General features: G+C 71.7%; 17 protein-coding genes and 1 tRNA gene. 9 read left to right on the top strand and 9 right to left on the bottom strand.

The genetic code is table 11. From position 1 onward, the window contains the following. Both ACFWPQ_RS27945 and ACFWPQ_RS27940 read left to right on the top strand, forming a co-directional pair. Positions 1 to 1,797: cysteine protease StiP domain-containing protein (locus ACFWPQ_RS27945; RefSeq protein WP_384040320.1), on the top strand; the 1,797-nt coding region annotated here is incomplete at its 5' end. Continuing rightward, complete coding sequence (locus ACFWPQ_RS27940; protein ID WP_384040317.1) at positions 1,797 to 2,609, top strand: HAD family hydrolase; 813 nt, start codon at positions 1,797 to 1,799, stop codon at positions 2,607 to 2,609. The genes ACFWPQ_RS27945 and ACFWPQ_RS27940, both read left to right, overlap by 1 nt. On the opposite strand, the gene ACFWPQ_RS27935 is transcribed toward ACFWPQ_RS27940, so the two are convergent. Beyond that, on the bottom strand, positions 2,606 to 2,830 hold the full coding sequence (locus ACFWPQ_RS27935; RefSeq protein WP_361296126.1) for a zinc ribbon domain-containing protein: 225 nt from the start codon (positions 2,828 to 2,830) through the stop codon (positions 2,606 to 2,608). The two genes, ACFWPQ_RS27940 and ACFWPQ_RS27935, sit on opposite strands and share 4 nt — an antisense overlap. Before the next feature lie 633 nt (positions 2,831 to 3,463). On the opposite strand from ACFWPQ_RS27935, the gene ACFWPQ_RS27930 reads away from it, so the two are divergent. The 3 genes from ACFWPQ_RS27930 to ACFWPQ_RS27920 all read left to right on the top strand — a co-directional run bounded on the left by ACFWPQ_RS27930 (position 3,464) and on the right by ACFWPQ_RS27920 (position 8,238). Continuing rightward, positions 3,464 to 5,572 (top strand): transglycosylase domain-containing protein, encoded by a 2,109-nt coding sequence (locus ACFWPQ_RS27930; protein ID WP_384040347.1) that lies wholly within the window; start codon positions 3,464 to 3,466, stop codon positions 5,570 to 5,572. 52 nt (positions 5,573 to 5,624) lie between these two features. Beyond that, positions 5,625 to 6,920, top strand: coding sequence for a hypothetical protein (locus tag ACFWPQ_RS27925; protein WP_384040313.1), 1,296 nt, complete (start codon positions 5,625 to 5,627; stop codon positions 6,918 to 6,920). Between the two features lie 145 nt (positions 6,921 to 7,065). Next, a complete protein-coding gene (locus ACFWPQ_RS27920) occupies positions 7,066 to 8,238 on the top strand; it encodes an amidase domain-containing protein (protein WP_361296120.1) in 1,173 nt (390 codons plus the stop codon). Here ACFWPQ_RS27920 and ACFWPQ_RS27915 read toward each other — a convergent pair. Continuing rightward, positions 8,226 to 8,774 carry a DUF4383 domain-containing protein gene (locus tag ACFWPQ_RS27915; RefSeq protein ID WP_361296117.1) on the bottom strand — a complete coding sequence of 183 codons (549 nt, stop codon included), beginning with the start codon at positions 8,772 to 8,774 and terminating at the stop codon, positions 8,226 to 8,228. The genes ACFWPQ_RS27920 and ACFWPQ_RS27915 overlap by 13 nt on opposite strands. 130 nt (positions 8,775 to 8,904) lie before the next feature. Next, a complete protein-coding gene (locus ACFWPQ_RS27910) occupies positions 8,905 to 10,296 on the bottom strand; it encodes a hypothetical protein (RefSeq protein WP_384040308.1) in 1,392 nt (463 codons plus the stop codon). Positions 10,297 to 10,534: 238 nt separating this feature from the next. Here ACFWPQ_RS27910 and ACFWPQ_RS27905 point away from each other — a divergent pair. After that, positions 10,535 to 10,606: transfer RNA gene (locus tag ACFWPQ_RS27905), tRNA-Val, on the top strand. Positions 10,607 to 10,653: 47 nt separating this feature from the next. Here the strand turns inward: ACFWPQ_RS27905 and ACFWPQ_RS27900 are convergent. After that, positions 10,654 to 10,983, bottom strand: coding sequence for a hypothetical protein (locus tag ACFWPQ_RS27900; protein WP_293997776.1), 330 nt, complete (start codon positions 10,981 to 10,983; stop codon positions 10,654 to 10,656). 87 nt (positions 10,984 to 11,070) lie between these two features. Beyond that, positions 11,071 to 11,364, bottom strand: a complete 294-nt coding sequence (locus ACFWPQ_RS27895) for a hypothetical protein (RefSeq protein ID WP_384040305.1) — start codon at positions 11,362 to 11,364, stop codon at positions 11,071 to 11,073. A gap of 182 nt (positions 11,365 to 11,546) precedes the next feature. On the opposite strand from ACFWPQ_RS27895, the gene ACFWPQ_RS27890 reads away from it, so the two are divergent. Beyond that, positions 11,547 to 12,197: a methyltransferase family protein gene (locus ACFWPQ_RS27890; protein WP_384040302.1), complete on the top strand. Its 651-nt coding sequence runs from the start codon at positions 11,547 to 11,549 to the stop codon at positions 12,195 to 12,197. Positions 12,198 to 12,210: 13 nt separating this feature from the next. Here the strand turns inward: ACFWPQ_RS27890 and ACFWPQ_RS27885 are convergent, their stop codons facing one another. Then, entirely contained in the window at positions 12,211 to 14,112 is a 1,902-nt protein-coding gene (locus tag ACFWPQ_RS27885; RefSeq protein ID WP_384040299.1) for an SMI1/KNR4 family protein, read from the bottom strand. A gap of 109 nt (positions 14,113 to 14,221) precedes the next feature. On the opposite strand from ACFWPQ_RS27885, the gene ACFWPQ_RS27880 reads away from it, so the two are divergent. Then, positions 14,222 to 14,809, top strand: a complete 588-nt coding sequence (locus tag ACFWPQ_RS27880; protein WP_384040296.1) for a hypothetical protein — start codon at positions 14,222 to 14,224, stop codon at positions 14,807 to 14,809. Here the strand turns inward: ACFWPQ_RS27880 and ACFWPQ_RS27875 are convergent. Continuing rightward, positions 14,806 to 15,780, bottom strand: coding sequence for a ketopantoate reductase family protein (locus ACFWPQ_RS27875; protein WP_384040293.1), 975 nt, complete (start codon positions 15,778 to 15,780; stop codon positions 14,806 to 14,808). The two genes, ACFWPQ_RS27880 and ACFWPQ_RS27875, sit on opposite strands and share 4 nt — an antisense overlap. A gap of 91 nt (positions 15,781 to 15,871) precedes the next feature. Between ACFWPQ_RS27875 and ACFWPQ_RS27870 the strand changes: the two genes are divergently transcribed. Continuing rightward, positions 15,872 to 16,102, top strand: coding sequence for a DUF2277 domain-containing protein (locus ACFWPQ_RS27870; protein WP_361296101.1), 231 nt, complete (start codon positions 15,872 to 15,874; stop codon positions 16,100 to 16,102). A 46-nt stretch (positions 16,103 to 16,148) separates the two neighbouring features. On the opposite strand, the gene ACFWPQ_RS27865 is transcribed toward ACFWPQ_RS27870, so the two are convergent. Together ACFWPQ_RS27865 and ACFWPQ_RS27860 are read right to left on the bottom strand one after the other, a co-directional pair. Beyond that, entirely contained in the window at positions 16,149 to 16,763 is a 615-nt protein-coding gene (locus ACFWPQ_RS27865; protein WP_384040290.1) for a DedA family protein, read from the bottom strand. A gap of 172 nt (positions 16,764 to 16,935) precedes the next feature. Continuing rightward, positions 16,936 to 18,795, bottom strand: coding sequence for an FAD/NAD(P)-binding protein (locus ACFWPQ_RS27860; protein ID WP_384040344.1), 1,860 nt, complete (start codon positions 18,793 to 18,795; stop codon positions 16,936 to 16,938). Positions 18,796 to 18,813 lie beyond the last annotated feature (18 nt).

Here is an 18,813-nt window from a genome sequence, read left to right as displayed (position 1 = left end):
CCCCTGGGGGGTCCAGGGCAACCCCCTCAAGGGGCGCGGGGAACTGCGCGACCAGCCCCCACCGGCCCGCACCCGGACGACAACCGGACCACCCCCCACCGCAGCCACCTCACCCGCATCGACCTGCACTGGCCCCCCGGCCTCCCCGACGGCGGACGGCACGGCTTCACCCCGGCCCACCGCATACGCCTCGAAACGGCCCTCCCCCTGATAGCCGCGCGGGTCGCCGAAGCGCTCCCCGCCGACGCCCGCCGCGTGCTCACGCTCGGCTTCGAGGAGCTGATGTACGCCCCCCTCAGGGTCGCCCGCGAGCTGGAGGCCCTGGTCACCGCGGAGGTGCGGTACTCGACCACCACCCGGTCACCCGTCCTGGCCGTCGACGACCCCGGCTACGCCATCCGCAGCCGGCTCGTCTTCTCGGCCCACGACAACCCCGCCGACGGCCCCGGCGAGCGCTACGCGTACAACGTCGCGGGCGCCGGCTTCGACGCCGTCGTCCTGTTCGTCGACTCGGCCGGCGACACCCCCGAACTGCACGCCCCGGACGGCCTGCTCGACCGGCTCGGCGCGCATGCCCCGCACGTCCTGCTCGCGGTTGTACCGTCGTACGTCCCCCCGCTACCCGAAGTGAGCCCCGCCATGCTGCCCGAGCCCCTCCGCGGCCCCGCCTTCTCCTCGTACCCGGCGGAGGACGTCGGCTGGCTGCTCCAGGACCTCTCGGACGTCACACTGGAGGCGCCGACCGAGGAGCGCGAGGAGGCGATCCAGAGCGGCGGCGCGCACTACGCCGAGTCGCTGCCGGTGGAGTACCAGCCGAGCGAGCGGTACCAGGCCCTCTTCCACACGGCCCTGGAGGCCTCCGCGGCGCGGCTCGCGCAGGCCGTCGGGGTCGTCACCGAGACCGTGCTGGCCGAGCGGTCGCCGCGGCCGGTGCTGGTGTCGCTGGCGCGGGCCGGCACCCCGGTGGGCGTCCTGATGCGCCGCTGGGCGCAGTTCCGGTACGGCCTGGACCTGCCGCACTACGCGGTGTCGATCGTGCGCGGCCGCGGCATCGACGCCAACGCGCTGCGCTGGCTGGCCGCCCACCACGACCCGCGGGACGTGGTGTTCGTGGACGGGTGGACGGGGAAGGGCGCGATCACCCGGGAACTGGCCGACGCGGTCGAGGAGTTCGAGGAGCGGGCGGGCGTCTCCGGGTTCGACCCGGAGATCGCGGTGCTCGCGGACCCCGGGTCGTGTGTGCGGACGTACGGCACCCGGGAGGACTTCCTGATCCCCTCCGCGTGCCTCAACTCGACCGTCTCCGGGCTGATCTCGCGGACCGTGCTGCGGGCCGACCTGGTGGGTCCCGACGACTTCCACGGCGCGAAGTTCTACCGCGAGCTGGCCGGGGCCGACGTGTCGGTGGCCTTCCTGGACGCGGTCGCGGCGCGGTTCGCCGAGGTGGTCGACCCCGTGGACGCGGCCGTGAAGGAGCTGGCGGTCGCCGACCGGGCGCCGACCTGGGAGGGCTGGGCGGCCGTGGAGCGGATCAGCGAGGAGTACGGCATCCACGACGTGAACCTGGTCAAGCCGGGCGTCGGCGAGACCACCCGGGTGCTGCTGCGCCGGGTGCCCTGGAAGATCCTGGCGCGGGCCGGGGCGGGCCCCGACCTCGACCATGTGCGGCTGCTTGCGGAGCAGAGAGGGGTACCGGTGGAGGAGGTCGGCGAACTGCCGTACACCTGCGTGGGGTTGATCCACCCGAAGTACACGCGCGGGGCGACCGGCGCCGACGGCCGGGCGGTGAACGTCTGATGGCGGTGCTCGTCGCGAGCGACCTCGACCGCACGCTCATCTACTCCGCGGGTGCCCTGGCGCTGACCATGCCGGACGCGCGGGCGCCCCGGCTGCTCTGCGTCGAGGTCCACGAGGCCAGGCCGCTGTCGTACATGACGGAGACGGCCGCGCAGCTGCTGACCGAGCTGGGGGACGCGGCCGTCTTCGTGCCGACCACGACGCGGACCCGTAAGCAGTACGAGCGGATCAACCTGCCGGGGCCCGCGCCGCAGTACGCCATCTGTGCCAACGGCGGGCATCTGCTGGTCGACGGGGTGTCCGACGCGGACTGGCACGGACGGGTGCTGGCGCGGCTGGCCGACGAGTGCGCCCCGCTGGACGAGGTGCGGGCGTATCTGGCGGAGCAGGCCGATCCGGTGTGGCTGCGCAAGCAGCGGGTCGCCGAGGACCTGTTCGCCTACCTGGTCGTCGAGCGGGAGCTGCTGCCCGAGGAGTGGGTGAAGAGCCTCGCGGTGTGGGCGGAGAACCGCGGCTGGACGGTGTCGCTGCAGGGCCGGAAGATCTACGCCGTGCCGAAGCCGCTGACGAAGAGCGCGGCCATGCGGGAGGTCGCGCGCCGGACCGGGGCCGAGCTGACGGTGGCCGCCGGGGACTCGCTGCTCGACGCCGACCTGTTGCTGGCCGCGGACCGTGGCTGGCGGCCGGGGCACGGGGAGTTGGCCGACGCCGGGTGGACCGGGCCGGCCATCGCCGCGCTGCCCGAGCGAGGGGTGCTCGCCGGTGAGCGAATCCTGCGCGAATTCCTGAAGACGGTCCGGCAGGGGAGTTAGCCGCAGCAGCCGCCGCCGCAACAACCGCCACCGGAGGCGGCGGGGGCGCCGGAGCGGGGGGCGGGCGCGGACGCCGAGCCGCCCACCGCCACCGTCGACAAGAGCTTTACCGTGTCTTGATGCCCTTCCGGGCATGCTGCCGGAGCCGATGACTCGGCCATGGGGCGGGACAGTTCGAATGTGTCGCCGCAGGTGCGGCAGCGGTACTCGTAGCGGGGCATGAGGGACAGGCTAGCGGCAGTGATGCGAGAGTGATGGGCATCACTTCACCTCAGAATTTCATGAGTGTTCCTTTCTGTCCGATACTTGTGCGGAGATTTTGAAAAGATCGCTGATAATTTGAGCTGGCCGCGAGGAGCCGAAAGACCGGGGGAAGAGGGGGGCTCGTAGCGCCGCGCCCACCGCGGCCCTGCCCCCCGTCGTGTCCGACCACGCGCGCAAGACCGAGTGCGAGGGGAGACGCAGTCGTGACGGACGCATCGGAGCGGACGGGCGACCCGGAGGGCGGCCGTGACCAGGCCCGATCCCGGGATCGGAAGCCGTTCGAGCCGGACGCGACCCTGCATCTGAACGTCGACGGCCTGCGCGCGGAGCACGCTCTGTGGCAGAAGGGCGACGACGCTCAGCGTGCGCAGGAGGCCGCGCGGCGCAAGGCGGAGGCTCTGTGGAAGGAGCTGCACGCCCTGCGGGCCGCCGAGACCGACGCCGCGAAGACGGGGGAGAAAGAGGGTGCGCGCCGCGGCGCGGGCGACACCCCGGCGTCTCGTGAGGGGGCGCGGGGGAAGAAGCAGGATCTGCCGGTGCACGACGAGACCCTGCATCTGAACGTGGGCGCCCTGCGCGCGGACGTCACGATGCAGATCCGGGTGCCCGAACAGCGCCGGCCGGAGCCGGAGTCGGCGGCCTCGGGCGGCCGTGCCGAGCGGCGGCGCAGCGCGCGGCCCTCCACGCGTGAGCGTGTCGTCGGCGTCCGGGAGCGGATCGGGGCTCTCGTGGGGCCCCGCATCGAGCCCCTGCTGCCGTACGCGCGGAAGCTGCGGCCGATGTACCCGCGCCCCGGCCGGACCGGCTGGCGGCGCTGGGTGCCGTCCTGGCGGCAGTGGCTGGGGGCCTGGCTGGGGAGCATCGGGCTGACCGGGCTGTTCCTCGTGGTGGCCTACGCGGCGACGGACATCCCCAGCAACCTCAACACGTACGCCACCCAGCAGGACAACGTCTACTTCTGGTCCGACGGGACACCGATGGCCCGGACCGGCTGGGTGCAGCGGCAGGACATGCCGCTCAAGGACATACCCGTGGACGTCCGCTGGGCGGTGCTCGCGGCCGAGAACGAGAGTTTCTACACCGACCCCGGTATATCGGTCAAAGGCATAGCCCGGGCCCTCTATCGCACGGTCGGCGAAGGGGACACCGAGGGCGGCTCGACCATTACCCAGCAATACGTGAAAAACGTCTATCTCACGCAGAACCAGACGGTAAGCCGTAAATTCACCGAGGCGATGATCTCCCTCAAGCTCGACAACAAGATGAGCAAGGACCAGATCCTCGAGGGCTACCTCAACACCAGCTGGTTCGGCCGGGGGACGTACGGCATCCAGCGCGCCGCCCAGGCCTACTACGGCAAGGACGTCGGCCAGCTGAACGCCAGCCAGGCCGCCATGCTCGCCTCCCTGCTCAAGGGCGCCGGGCTCTACGACCCGACGCTCAGCAAGGCCAACCACAAGCGGGCGGTCGAACGCTGGTCCTGGATCCTGGACCGGATGGTCAAGATCGGCAAGCTGTCGCCGGCCGAGCGGGCCAAGTACACGAAGTTCCCCGAACCGATCGCGACCAACAAGGTGTACGACACCGGCAGTCAGAGCGACTACCTCGTGGAACTGGCCCAGCAGTACGCCAAGAAGTCCGCCCACATCTCGGACAAACAGTTCGACCTGGGCGGATACCAGATCTACACCACCTTCGACCGGAAGAAGGAAGGCACCCTCACCAAGGCCGTCACCAAGGCCCGCAAGGACGCCAAGGCGAGCGACCCCAAGAACGCCGCGGCCGCCCACTACGGCGCCGCCTCGGTCGCCACCGACGGACGGATCGTCGCCGTGTACGGCGGACCCGACCACCGGACCCAGGGCTACAACGAGTCCAACGCCACCACCGTCCCGGCCGGCAGCGCCTTCCTGCCGTTCGTCTATGCGGCCGGGCTCCAGAACGGCATCCACAAGGAACGCGGCGGGGCCGCCACCGACGTCCTGCCCGAGACGCTCTACGACGGCGACGACAAGGTCACGGTCACCACACCCGACGGACCGTACTGGGACCGCAGCGGCAAGAAGGTCTACGCCAAGAACGACGACGACAAGTCCTACGGGCAGATCAGCCTGGCCAACGCCCTCGCCCAGTCGGTGAACACCCCCTTCATGCAACTCGGCGTGGACACCGGACTCGACAAGGTGCGCTCCACCGCGGTGGCCTCCGGACTGCTCTCCGAGAGCATGGGACCCCAGGTGCCCGCGCTCTCCATGGGCAGCTCCACACCGAGCGCGATCCGGATGGCGAGCGGATACGCCACCTTCGCCGCCGGCGGCGACCACACCGAGCCGTACTCGGTCTCCAAGATCACCCGTAACGGCCACCGGGTCGTCATGGACACCACCCGGCCGACCCGCGCGGTCCGCGACGACGTGGCCGAGGACGTCGAACAGGCACTCACCGAATCGTTCCGCCTCGCCCATCCGACCCCCGCGCTCACCAACGCGGCGGCCGGGAAGGCCGGCAGCACCTACGCCGGCGGCAAGGACACCGCCGCCTGGTACACCGGCACGCTCTCGAAAGTGACGACGTCGGTCGTCGTCTACCGCATCGACCTGAACAAGTCCCTGGAGCCGCTCCCGCTCAAGGGAATCGCCGGATCCGGCACCGACAACGTCCCTTACACGGTCTGGGCACAGGCCATGGGCCTCGACTGACCCCCGAGGCCCCGACGCTCCCCACGCCACCCACCCGCAGAATGAGCCGAGCATGAAGCCCCGCACGAAGCCGACAACCGGCGGCCACCGCCGCAAGGCGCCCGCCCGTGACCGCCGTCCCGCCCGCCCGGAGGTCATGACCCTGGCCGCCTTCCTGGTCGTGGCCTCCCTCGTCGCGGGCTATCTGGTGCTCACCAGACAGGACGACACCGCGCCCACCGCCGCCGGGACCACCAAGGCCTCCCCGTCCGCGTCGGCCTCGCCGAAGTGGGACGGCAAGACCAAGATCCTCGGCGACGGCTCGACGTCGTACACCGGGCCGCAGAAGGACCAGTTGAAGCCCGTGAAGCTCAAGCCGGGCGAGAAGCCACCCCAGTTCGTGGTCTTCTCCTGGGACGGCGCGCTGGAGGGCTCCGACCATCTCTTCTCGCACTACCGGGAGATGGCCAAGGAGTACAACGCCCACATGACCTTCTTCCTCACCGGCATCTACCTGCTGCCCAAGAGCAAGAAGAGCCTCTACACCGGCCCGATGCACCAGCCCGGCGACGCCGCCATCGACTACGCCACCGACGAGCACATCCGCACCACCCTGGAACAGCTCCGCGAGGCCTACAACGACGGCAACGAGATCGGCACCCACTTCAACGGCCACTTCTGCGAGGCCAAGGGCGGCGGCGAGTGGAGCGTCGCGCAGTGGAAGAGCGAGATCGACCAGTTCTACAAGTTCGTCGAGAACTGGAAGACCAACACCGGCTTCAAGGACATCCCCGCCCTGCCCTTCGACTTCAAGCAGGAGGTCGTCGGCGGCCGCGCCCCCTGCCTGGAGGGCCAGCCCAACCTGCTGAAGGCCCTGCAGAAGTACGGCTACAACTGGAAGTACGACGCCAGCTCCCCGGGCGACCTCCAGATATGGCCCTCCAAGAAGGACGGCCTCTGGAACTTCCCCCTCCAGATGGTGCCGTACGGCGACAAGATCCAGTCCCTCTCGATGGACTTCAACTTCCTCTACAACCAGTCCAACGGCGAGACCGACGGCGACCCGTCCCAGTACGCCACCTGGGAGCAGCAGACCGTCGACGCCTACATGAACGGCTTCAACCGCGTCTACTACGGCAGCCGCGCCCCCCTGTTCATCGGCAACCACTTCGAGGACTGGAACGGCAGCATCTACATGAAGGCCATCGACCAGATCATCCCGAAGATTTGCACCAAGAAGGGCGTCAAGTGCGTCTCCTTCAAGGAACTCGCCGACTGGATGGACGCCCAGGACCCGGCCACCCTCGCCCGGCTGCGCACCCTGGACCCCGCCCAGGCCCCGTCGGACTGGTCGAGCATCGTGAAGTGAGTGCCGTACCAACCCCGCGCGGCCGGTTCAATTCGACGCGGCAGCAAGCGGATTCCAATCGTGCAACCCCCTTCACAGGAGTCACACACGCCGTGCGAAGATGCCGTCGCCCGGTAGAGGTGTACCGGCGTAGAGGGGAACATCATTGAAATCCAGAAAACTGAGCCGTAAGCGCAGCCGTGCGGCCATAGTCACGGCGGCGGCCGCCTCGGTCGTCGCCGGCGTCGCCCTCGTGCCCAACTGGAGCGCGGGCGCGGCCGTCGTCGACGACCCGACCGTGGACGCCGCGACCAAGGCGACCTTCCAGAAGCTGGCCGACGCGGTCTTCACCGACCGCACCCAGGCCCTCGTGCAGGGTGCCTCGCAGAAGCAGCAGACGTCCCGCTTCTCCGGCGACGTCCGCCTCTCCAGCACCCAGTCGCGCGACGAGGACGCAGCGCTGACCCAGCTGCGCGGCCGCCAGAACAGCATCGCCAAGGCCGGCGAGAAGTACAGCGCCGGCAGCACCCAGGTCACGCTCGACGCGACCCGCGTGACCGGCCGCACCGCCAAGGCCGACGTCACCGAGACCACGACGCTGACCTACACCAAGGCCGCCTCCGGCACGCCGAAGACCACCGGCTTCCAGGCCCACCACGAGCTGACCTTCAAGGCCGACCGGCAGGGCACCTGGCAGCTGACGAACATCCAGGACACCGACGACGGCGGCCTCGCCGTCAACACGCTGTCCAAGCCCTCGGTCAAGGCGCCCGCCACCGGCGACGACGGCAACACCACGCCGGACGCCCCCCGCGCGGCCACCACGCGCAACCCGGTGGCCGTGCCGAAGACGCTCACCGGCGGCACGTACGACTACAAGGCGATGGCCACCTACGCCGAGACGTACTGGAGCAACTACAACACCGCCTACCCGAACTTCAACGGGCACGCGGACGGCGGCGACTGCACCAACTTCGTCAGCCAGTCACTCAAGGCCGGCGGCTGGAAGCACGTCCCGGGCTACGTCTACGACTACACGAAGTGGTTCGGCACCGCCGACATCCAGTCCGACTCGTTCGTCGGCGTCAACGAGTGGTCCTGGTTCGCCCAGAACTCCAAGCGGACCACCCCGCTCGCCAACGTCTACCAGGCGGAAGTCGGCGACGTCATCCAGATGGACTTCGACCGGGACGGGTCGAAGGACCACACGATGATCGTCACGTACAAGGCCAACGGCATCCCGTATGTGACATACCACTCCAACAACACCTACCGCAGGTCGCTGGCGAGCCTCATCGCGTCGTACCCGAACGCGTACTACTACGCCTACCGCACCTGAGCCTCCGGCTCGGCCCGCTGCTCCGCCTCGGGGTGGCGGGCCCGCCAGTACGGGTTGTCATGCGGCAGGTTCGTACTGACCCGGCCGTACATCCCGAACACCATCAGCACGAGGCCCACCACGAAACTGAACAGCACGTTCTGGATCTTGAAGGCAAGGAAGTCCGAGTCCGTGTCGAGCAGGCCCAGGAACAGGAAGCCGTTCAGGATGAACAGCACACCCAGCACCATGTTCAGCGTGGACGCGAAGTTCCCGCCGATCACCATCCCGGCGAACAGCAGCAGCCCGACACAGATCGACAGCACGCTCAGCGCACCGTTGGTGTTCAGACCGATCGCGCTGTTCCCGCCCGTGTCGAAGAAACCGATGTTGTTGGTCAGCCCGAGGATCCCGAACGCCAGCAGGAACAGGCCCATCAGGCCCGCCCCGATCCGGTAGACCCTGTTCAGGCGGTGGTCGACGGGCAGTGCCTCGTCGAAGACGATCCGCCGCCGCGAGGTCCCCGACGTCCCCGAGTGCGCTGCGTGTGAGGCCATCTCCGCCTCCCCATCTGGACTGCGGGCCTGGATTGCGGACCGCCCTCCCAATATCCGCCCGCACCGGGAGGACGGCAACGGCTCACAGGCACACACGCACAGACGCATACACGCACGCAGGCTCACTGACTCACAGGTGACCGGTGCCCCGGTCCTCCCGGATCTGCGCCACCGCCCGCGCGACCGACTGCCGCACCGCCTCCGTCTCCGTCAGGAAGTGCCAGTAGTCGGGATGCCGCCCCTCCAGCGTCCCGACCGCCCGGTCCAGCCGCGCCACCGCGTCGTCAAGCAGCCGCGCGTGCTGCGGATCCGGACTGGTCCGCCCCGCCATCGCCAGCCGCTGCGCGTCCCGGATCGCGAACCGCGTCCGATCGATCTCCGCCTGCGGATCCTTCTGCACCGCGTTGAGCCTGCCCAGCCGGTCACCGGCGGCCGACACCGCCTCGTCCGTACTGTTGAGCAGCGCCCGCACCGTGGACAGCAGCGAGGTGGCGTCCGCCCACTTCTGCGCGTCCCGCGCGGCCTGCGCCTCCCGCAGCTTCACCTCGGCCTGCCGGACGTTCTCCACGGCCTGCTGCGGCACCTGCTGCAGATCCTGCCAGCACGCCGCCGAGAACCGCCGCCGCAGCTCGCTCAGCACCGGATCCACCTGCCCGGCCCGGGTGGTCAGCGCCTGCGCCCGGGTCCGCAGGCTCACCAGCCGGTGATCGATCTCCGCGGCCCTCTCCGGCAGCCGCTCCGCCTCGACCCGGATCGCCTCGGCCTCCCGCTGCACCCGCCCGGCCCGCTCCAGCGTCGCCTGCACACCGTGCTGGCCCGCACCCTGGTTGAGCCTGGTCAGCTCGGGCGACAGCGCGGCCAGCCGGGCCGCCAGGTCATCGGCCCCGAGCTGCGTCCTCCGCACCGCATCGAGCGCGTTGCTGGCCGCCAGCAGCGCCTGCCGGGCCCGCTCCACGGCGGGCGCCAGCCGCGCCAACTGCGTCTCGGCCTTCCCGAGCAACGGCCCCAGTGACTCCCCGAACCGGTCCAGCTCCCCCTTGACCCGGACCAGCTCGTCCTTCGCCCCGGAGATCTGCCCACGCGCCCGCGCCGCGACCCCGGCCTCCAGATCGTCCCGGTCCAGGTCGTAGGCGTCGATGGCCTCGATGTACCGGTTGCTCACCTCGTCGATCCGCCGCCCCAGCGCCTCGAAGTCCGAGACGGCACGACGGGCCGCCGGCGAGTCGTCGACGGCGGAGATGGTCTCTATCGAGATCCGCAGATCCCGCTGGGCGGTGTCCAGCTCGTAGAACGCGGCGGCCGCGGCGTCCTTGGCCGCCTGGGCCTCCGCCCGCTGGCTCTCCGCCCGCCCCCCGAACCACCGCCGGGTCCCGCCACCGGCGAACGACCCCGGCACCACCAGCACGGCCAGCAACGGCAGGCTCACCAGCCCGAGAACATCCCGAAGCGGCGTGCGCCGGGCCCGTACGGGAGGCGAGTACGACCGATCGGATACCGCCGAAGTCGCCGATGTCCCCGTCACTGCTCCCTCTCCCGTACCGCGGTGCGCCCTGTGTCCTGGCGGTTGCTGCAATTCTCCCACTCGTGAAAGACGAACACACGGGCCGGTCAGTTCGCGGTAAGGACGATCAACCGGGGAGGGCTCGGGAACACCGGTGCAGCGAGGGCACGCACGGCTGGCCGGCGCGGGTGTCCGCGCTCGGTCCGGATACGGGTTTGCGGGACAGCGCCCCTGGCAATGTAGGCTGTCGACTCGTCTCGGGTGCGTAGCTCAGGGGTAGAGCGCCTGCCTTACAAGCAGGATGTCGGCGGTTCGAAACCGTCCGCGCCCACGTGAACAGAGGACCCCGGCCGCCTCGGCCGGGGTCCTTTTCTGTTCTCAGTCCGTCTCGTGGGCGTGCTTGAGGCGGCTTCGGGCGTCCATGCGGTCCGGGGCCGTGACCTCCGCCCAGAAGCGGTGGCCGCTGACGAAGACCGCGAGTTCGTGCTCGCGGCGGCGCAGCTTCTCCACCTCCGCCTGTTCGTCCTCGGTCCAGCCCGGGGAGGCGGGGCGCTCCACCTTGCGCCAGCCGCCCTCGTCGCTGAATCCGTCCAGCGGCTCGACCGACCAGGGAAGCCGCTTCAGCAGGGCCGACAGCTCGGCCCGGACCTGATGCAGCTCCTCCTGACCGGCGAGGAGGTCACTCGGAAAGTCATAGGTCGCAGCCACGCGGCAATGGTACGCCTGTTCGATTTTAGGTGGCGAGTTTGTTCGTGGGGTTCATGTGTTCGATGCGCGGGGCTGGCGGGCGCTCCGTCACCGGAACCCACCGGTGAGGCCGATCAGCAGCATCACCACGCAACCCCCGGTGACCAGCCCCTGTACCGTCGCCATGACCCACATCCGCGTGCTCCACGACGCCGCCGCGATGATCCCCGCACACACGGCGAGGCCTCCCAGGCAGGCAGGTGTGACCCACGTCGCCCCGCGCGTGAACCAGAACAACCCCAGCATGACCGCGAACAGTGCGACCGCCTCGAACACCACCATGACCGCCGCCGCGACCACGTCCCCGGCCCACTTCGCGTACCGCCTGATTCCCCCGTCCATCGCGGCAGCGTCTCCCGGAGCCGCCCCCTCCGCCGGTCCCGCCCTCATACCGAGACCGGACCGGGACTCCGCCGATGCGGAGGCATCGACCGGACGTCCCCACCCGGCCTTCGTGGGTGGAGTTCTGTCCATCGACCCGTGGGTGGTGGTGATCGACCGGGTGCCGGGAGGAGCCTTGGGGCATGGGATCACTGCACTCGGGACTTGTCGCACTCACCGGTGTCTGCGTCCTGGTCTTCGTCGTGGCCTGGATCGTGGGTGCCGTCTACTTCGGTATGAAGAGCCAGGCTGGTGCGCGCGGCTGGCTGCGTGGACTGCGCCGCACGCTGCCCCGCCGGGTTCTGCTGGTCGCCGGTGCGTGGCTGTTTTCCTGGCTGGTCGGGCGCACCGGCGGGTTCTGGCACCGTCTGCAGTACTGGCAGCCCGAGCTCGCGCTCCTGGGCGCACTGCTCGCCGTCGCCTCCACCGCTCTGCTGCTGTGGGCCCGCTGGGTCCTGGGCACCATGTGGGCCAGCGTCCCGACGGTCCAGGAGCATCACGAACTGCGCACCGACGGGCCCTACCGCCTGGTCCGCCACCCCATATACACCGGCTTGCTGGGGCTGGTCGTCGGCGCCATGCTGGCCTGCGGCTTCGGCGTCTGGACAGCCGCCCTGGCGGTCGCTGTGCCGTGGCTGCTGAGCCGGGTGCGGACCGAGGACGCCCTCATGGCCGGCCGGTTCGGGACCGCCTACGACGCCTACCGCGTCCGCGTCCCGGCACTCATACCGTGGACGCGTCCGACACGGGTCCGTCCCCGCCACGGTGACGCGAGCAGCAGCTCAGGGGCGTAGGCGGGAGACTCCGCTACGGCCGGTGCGGCACGAAGCGGACGGTGAGGTACGCCTCGCCCGGGCCCGGGGCGCGGTTCCAGGGGCGGGTGCGGAGGGTGTGCAGGCGGCCCTGGGTGAGGGCGAACCGCGGTAGGCGGACGCCGAGTTCGGTCGTGAGCGCTTCGAGGGTGCGGCGCTCGTGCCGCCGGTGCTCGTCGGGGCCGTCCGGCGGGAAGCGGAGGGACTCCGGGACGGGACCCCGATGCTCGGTCCTGGTGCCGTGGGCGGTGAAGCCGTACCGTTCCTCGCCGTTCTCGGCGACGGACAGGAAGAAGAGGCCGGGGCGCTGGTCGCGTGGCGGCTCGCTCCACACCGTGACCGTGCGTGTGCCCCGGGAGGCGGCCAGGCCCGGGGAGACGAAGCGCCGTTCATCGAAGCTGCCGCCCGGCCGCGCCTCGAACGCGAAGCTCCAGCCGGGGCCCGCCCGGCCGACGGCGGTCAGTGCCGTGTCCGCCCAGGGCGGGACGCTCTCGGCGGCGCGGAAACGCATCCGGGCGTCCCACGGTGTCGCCGGGGCATTGAGGGCGGTGGGTCCGCTGGTGGTGGCGGTGGCGGTGATGAGGGACGGCAGGCGGGGCGGTGCCACGGTTTCCACGAGAAGGAAGCGGTACGAGGCCACGAGGGTGCCGGGGGATTCGTCGGCCAGCCAGGCCAGGCCCGGGGGGTCCAGGTCGGCGGTGGGCGGCGGGGTGTCGCCGGGCTGTCCGGCACGGGGTGTGGCGAGGAGTTCCCGGCCGCGGTCCGGTGTGATCAGGGGGCCGAGGAGCGGGTCGGCGAGCAGGCCGACCGGGGCGAGGTGCTCGGGGCCGAGCGGGCGCCAGTCGGGCAGGGCGGCGCGCAGGGTGTGCCAGGCCGCGTCCGTGTCGCCCCAGCGGGCCAGTTCCCGGGCCTCCTCGACGGCTCGGCCGAAGGGGCCGTCGGCGGTGTATCGGTAGGTGCCTTCCCGTATCTGCCGCAGGACGTCGGCCGCTGCCTTGCGTATCGCTTCGGAGGCGCCCGGCAGGTTGTGGGCCGCCAGGTCGCCGTCCCGGCGCATGCGGGCGTGTTCGGCCGCCAATACGGGCAGGATCTCCGGGGCGTACGCCGGGTCGGCCGTCAGGCCGCGGAAGGAGACCAGGTACGTCTCCCCGAGCAGCCGGCGGATCTGGTCGTGGAGCCCCGGCGCGCGTGGCCTGCCGAAGGCGACCGCGTCCGCGAGCGCCGTCGCCGCCTGCTCGTACCTGCCGCCCAGCGCGTCCAGCCGCGCGTCCGTCACGGACGCGTCCAGGGCCCGTGTCGTCGTGTTGTCGAACACCGGCCCGCCCCGCTCTGAGTTGCTCACCGCCAGGTGGTGGAACTGGCGGTACATCGCCTCCATGAAGATACGGAACGATCCGTACCGCGTCGGTACGTCTCCGTGCCACGGCGCCCACGTGTACACGGCCCACTCACCAGCCTCGTCCACGTCCCCCGGGTCCAGCAGGACGTAGACGGCGTCCGACTCGACGTCCAGCTGCAGTGCCCGCTCCCACATCCCGGCGAGGAGTTGGTCCTCGGGGGTGGGGTCGTCGTCCAGTTCCCCGGGGAAGTACTCGGACAGGCCCGCCGCGTCCTCGTGCGGGTGGATCTGGCCGGTGCCGGCGAGCACCCAGACGAAACCGCCCGCGTGCCGCCAGCCGTCGCTCACCGCGAGGAACGTCCGGTACGACGGCGGCAGCCGGTGACCGAGCCGCTCCTCCAGGGCCTGTATCCGGTCCTCCGGCGCGGGCGGGAACCCCAGCCAGCGTGTCCGCATCGGCTCTTCGTCCCGTGCCGGCCCGTCCCCGTCCTGCGCGTCCGCCCACTCCTGGCTCCACCGCACCAGGAGGGACCGCCAGTCGCCGCTCGTGTCCGTCATGCCGGTGATCCTGTCAGCCACCACTGACAACGCCCGGGGGTGAAGACTGAGAAGCTGGGGCACACGATCGGGTTCCCGCCGGGCGGGAGAACGGAGCAGGGAGTACAGGATGAGCGGGCAGCGGCAGGCGGCGTTCGTGAAGGTGTGCGGGCTCACCCAGGAGCAGCAGATCGACTGGGCCGTCGAGTTGGGGTACGACGCCGTCGGGATCGTGGTGACCCCGAAGAGCAAGCGGTACTGCCCGCCCGAACGGGCCGTGGCGCTCGCCGACCATGCCCGGGGACGGATCCCCGTCTTCGCCGTGGCCCTGACCCACGCCGAGACGGCCGCCGTCGCCGACCACTTCGACGTCATCCAGATCTATGAGACGGCCGACATCCCGAACCTCGCCCTCGCCTCCGGCACCCCGCCCGAGAGGCCGGAGGCGCTCCAGTACTTCTTCTACGACGCCAGCGCCGGCAGCGGCGTGTTCGCGGACATCCCCGACTGGGTCGGGGAGGTGCCGGGGAAGGTGGTGATCGCCGGTGGCCTCGACGAGCACAACGTCGCCGGTGTCATCGAGGCGTTCGGGCCCTACGGCGTGGACGTCTCCAGCGGTGTCGAGACCGCGCCGGGGGTCAAGAGCCGCGAGAAGATGGCCGCCTTCGTCGCCGCCGCCCGGACCCCCGAGCGTGCCCCTGGGCGCGGCAGCCGCTAGCTTCCGGCCTCGCGCAGCTCCCTGACGATGCGGGCCGTCACCGGCACCGGTACGCCGTGCCGGTCCGCCGCGCGCAGCAACGCGCCCCCGATCGCGTCGAGTTCGAGCGGGCGGCCGGCCTCCGCGTCGCGTTGCATCGAGGACTTGGCGGCGGGCGGGAAGGCGTCGTACCGGGCCAGCGCCTGGGCCGGGTCGACGGGGGCGCCGCAGGCACGGCTGACCGCCGCCGTCTCCGCCACCAGGGAAGCCAGCTCCTCGCGGTGCCGGGTGCGGGCCTCGCCGAGGGGGAGGGCGTAGCGGGTGGTGAGGAGGGCGAACGGGGCGAGGAACGCCATCTTCGCCCAGAGCGTGGTGGTTTCGTCGTCCAGGACGCGGGTGGTCGGGCCCGCGGCGGTGAGGGCTTCGGCGAGGGACTCCAGGCGGGGGTGGGGGACCTTGGCGCCGGCCAGGTCGATCTCCGTGAAGGGGCTGGTGTGTTCGACCTGGCCGGGGGCCGTGCGGGTCGACTCGACGCGGATCACGGACGGGGCCACGCGGTCGGGGGCGTAGCGGGCGCGCAGCAGTGCGGGGTGTTCCACGCCGTTCAGGAACGGTACGAGGAGGGCGTCGCCGAGGGCCGCGGGCGGGATCCGGGTGAGGGCCGCGTCCAGGGCGGTGGCCTTGACGGTGACGAGGCAGGCGTCGACCGGTTCGCGAAGGGCCGTGTCGGCCTCGACGGGGGCCGTGAAGTCGCCGAACAGGGGGCTGCGGACGTGGATGCCGGTGGTACGGAGCGTGTGTGCCGTCTCCTCGCCCGCGAGGCAGAGGACGCGGTGGCCGGAGCGGGAGAGCAGGGCGGCGAGGAGACCGCCGACACCGCCGGGGCCGAGGACGGCGACGGTGAGGGCGGGGGTGGGGGTGGGGTGAGGGGTGGGGGCGTTCGGCGTGGCCGGGCTGTTCGGGCCGGCCGGGCCGGCGGGGCTGTTCGGCATGGGGTTGTCCTCTCGTCGGTCGGCCCCGGGAACGGTGGCCGCCTCTGGAAGATCCTCGCAGGAAGGAGGGGGTCTGCGGGAGACTGGGGACATGTGCCGGAGTATCAAGACCCTGCGTCCGCCCCAGTTGGCCGAGGAGGCCACGGAGGACGAGATCCGTGCTGCCGCGTTGCAGTACGTGCGGAAGGTGTCCGGGTTCCGGGCGCCGGCCGCGCACAACCGGGAGGTGTTCGAGCGGGCGGTGGATGCGGTCGCCGAGGCCACTGCCGCGTTGTTGGGGGGACTGGAGGTGCGGGGGCAGACGGCTGTGGGTGGGAGCTGAGGGGCGGGGACGCTCACCGGCGCTTGCGGGGTGGGCGCGGCGCGGTTCAGGCAGGGCGTCTTCGCATCAGGTACCCCGCGCCCGCTCCCGCGCCGAACAGGGCTGCCACCGACACCGCCGTCGCCAGCCAGGTTCCGCCCAGCCACTGGGCGCCGAGCCAGCCGAGGGCGACGCTGTAGACCGCCCAGGTCAGGCCCGCCAGGGCGGACCAGGGGAGGAAGTCGCGGACGCTGCGGTGGGTGGCGCCGGCGCCGAGGGAGACGATCGAGCGGCCGGCCGGGGCGAAGCGGGCCAGCACCACCAGTGCGCCGCCGCCTCGGGACAGGGCGTCGCCGAGACGTTCCTGCGCGCGGCTCAGCCGCCGGGAGCGGGCGATCGCGCGGTCCAGGCGGGCGCCGCCGCGCCGGGCCAGCCGGTAGGCGACCAGGTCGCCGAGGACCGACGCGGTGGTCGCGCAGAGGGTCAGCGCCAGGAAGTCCGGCAGGACGTGCGGCGGGACCTGTCCGGCCGACGCGCCGGAGCCGGCCGCCGCTGCCGTGGCCGCGGTGATGACCAGCACGCCGCTCGGCAGGACCGGCAGGAACACATCAAGGAGGACGGAGAGGGCCACCATGGCGTATATCCATGGCCCGGCCTCCAGCGACCCCATGCTTTCCCACACGACGGTTCCCCCGCGATTGTCCTGATGCGCCCCCCGACGACAGCCATACAGCGTACGCGGGGGGTGTGACAGGAGTGTCACGGGGGCTTCGTATGTTCGGCAAAGGGTTATCGGCGGTGGGTCAGGCATGTGTCATACGGTGTCGCGCGGTGTCATGTGTCGTCCTGTGCTGTCATACGGTGACCGGTGTGTGCCGTTCGGCCGCCGTCGGGCGTTCCGGGACCGCCTCCGATCGTGATTGCGGCTCCGCCGCGGCCGTTCGCAGTACCGCCCGCGCGATCGCGTCGGCGTCGGACAGGGTCACCGAGTCCACGCCCGGCCGGGCCCCCGCCGCGGTCACCCAGTGCACCCCCTCCGTGGGCACCCCGAAGGCGAACCGCCGTGCGTGCGGGCGGCCGTGACGGCCGACGACGCGGTACGGGCGGGGTGTCACGTCGACGCCGCCGGTCTCGTGGCCGTCCGCCACGTGCGGGCGGCACGCGCCCTCGCGGAGCAGCCCGGCCAGCAGCGCGTCGGCGGTGCGGCGCAGATCCGGCTCGGGGAGGCGGGCCTCGACGAGGGTGGTCACCCGGACCGCCGAGCCGGGTACGGCGGGGGAGCGGGCCACCCAGGCGCCGTCCCCGGGGCCCACCTCCAGCCCCGGGCCCAGCACGTCCACCACGCCCGCCGCCAACAGCGCGGCGAGCTCCTCGATACGGCGGCGGGGCGGGCCGATGGAGAGGAAGGCGTTGAGCGGGGTGTACCAGCCGTCCAGGTGGGCCCGCCGGGAGGCACCGGCCAGGCCGCCGTGGTCGACGATCAGCCGTATCTCGTTGCGCAGGTCGCGCAGCACGTCCAGGGCGGCCTTGAGCGGGCCCCGCACATTGCCGAGAGCGGCCTGTGCCGCGTCCTCGCGCAGATACCCCAGGAGCCAGGTCCGCCACTGCTCGGGACCGGTGAACTCCCGGTCCCCGTACGGGTGCTGGAGGCGCTCCCAGGACCAGCGGTCCGGCTCCGGCACGCCGTGGGCGTGGAGTACGGCCGTCTCCGCGTGCTCGCCGTCGGCCGCGAGGAAGCGCCCGGGGAACTCCGGGTCGCCGGTCAGGGCCGCGTAGTAGACCGTCTCCACCTCCTTCGCGACCAGCGGCCAGATCTCCGTGAGGAAGTCGGGCGCCGCGCCGGAGTCCGCGCGCTTGCGGAAGCCCGCGATCACCTCGGGGGTGAGCAGGAGCGGGGTGTGGCGGCCGTACGGGCCCTTGGCGTTGTCGCCGCGTGCCTGGTACGGGACGCCGCGCCGGGAGCCCGCGTACAGGCGGGGCTCGCGGCCGGAGGGGGTGTAGCGCAGGGTGCCGTCGGGGGTGCGGGTGAAACGGCCGCCCCGGCCGGTGGTCAGCAGGGCCAGGTGGTCGAAGAAGTTGAGGCCCAGGCCCCGCAGCAGTACCGGTTCGCCGGGCGCGAGCGGGGCGAGGTCGACGTCGGCGGGGTTGGCGGGCGGGATGTGCCGCAGGCCGTGCCGGGCGGCGTGGGCGGAGAGCCGGCGTTGCCCGGCGGACGCCGTCGCCGGGAGGTGGCCCTGGGCCAGCACCACCGCCGCCAGGCCGGCCAGCGTGCGGCCGTCGTCGAGGGTGAGCGTCTGGTGGCCGTCGGGGGCGTCGTCGAGCCGTACGGCGCGGGCGCGGTGCGTCTCGACGCGGACCGCCGCCGGTGCCCGGGAGACCGTCCGCGCGAACACCCACTCCAGGTAGCGGCCGTAGTGGGCGCGGGTCGGGTAGTCGTCGGGGCCCAGTGCACCGGCCGCCCACGCGTGCAGGCTGGGGCCGGGCAGGACGGGGCCCGCGCAGTCCACGCTGTCGTCGGTGAACAGGGTGACCTGGCTCGCCACGGTGTTCATCAGCAGCTGCGCCGACTGCGTCGTACGCCAGACCCGGCCGGGACCCGGTGGCGCCGGGTCGATCACATGGACCGTGAGCCGCCGTCCCGGGGGCAGCAGTTCGGGGGCGGAGGCGCAGAGGCGTTCCAGGACGCTGGTGCCGCGGGGGCCGGCGCCGACCAGGGCGACGGAGACCGGCCG

The sequence above is a fragment of the Streptomyces sp. NPDC058464 genome (genome assembly GCF_042721035.1).
Lineage (GTDB): Bacteria > Actinomycetota > Actinomycetes > Streptomycetales > Streptomycetaceae > Streptomyces.
This window is presented reverse-complemented; position numbering and strand designations above follow the sequence as displayed.

Coding starts and splice junctions, on each gene's coding strand:
- ACFWPQ_RS27940 (WP_384040317.1), top strand. CDS start 1,797: ATGGCGGTGCTCGTCGCGAGCGACCTCGACCGCACGCTCATCTACTCC.
- ACFWPQ_RS27935 (WP_361296126.1), bottom strand. CDS start 2,830: ATGCCCCGCTACGAGTACCGCTGCCGCACCTGCGGCGACACATTCGAA.
- ACFWPQ_RS27930 (WP_384040347.1), top strand. CDS start 3,464: ATGCAGATCCGGGTGCCCGAACAGCGCCGGCCGGAGCCGGAGTCGGCG.
- ACFWPQ_RS27925 (WP_384040313.1), top strand. CDS start 5,625: ATGAAGCCCCGCACGAAGCCGACAACCGGCGGCCACCGCCGCAAGGCG.
- ACFWPQ_RS27915 (WP_361296117.1), bottom strand. CDS start 8,774: ATGGCCTCACACGCAGCGCACTCGGGGACGTCGGGGACCTCGCGGCGG.
- ACFWPQ_RS27895 (WP_384040305.1), bottom strand. CDS start 11,364: ATGGACGGGGGAATCAGGCGGTACGCGAAGTGGGCCGGGGACGTGGTC.
- ACFWPQ_RS27890 (WP_384040302.1), top strand. CDS start 11,547: ATGGGATCACTGCACTCGGGACTTGTCGCACTCACCGGTGTCTGCGTC.
- ACFWPQ_RS27885 (WP_384040299.1), bottom strand. CDS start 14,112: ATGACGGACACGAGCGGCGACTGGCGGTCCCTCCTGGTGCGGTGGAGC.
- ACFWPQ_RS27880 (WP_384040296.1), top strand. CDS start 14,222: ATGAGCGGGCAGCGGCAGGCGGCGTTCGTGAAGGTGTGCGGGCTCACC.
- ACFWPQ_RS27875 (WP_384040293.1), bottom strand. CDS start 15,780: ATGCCGAACAGCCCCGCCGGCCCGGCCGGCCCGAACAGCCCGGCCACG.
- ACFWPQ_RS27870 (WP_361296101.1), top strand. CDS start 15,872: ATGTGCCGGAGTATCAAGACCCTGCGTCCGCCCCAGTTGGCCGAGGAG.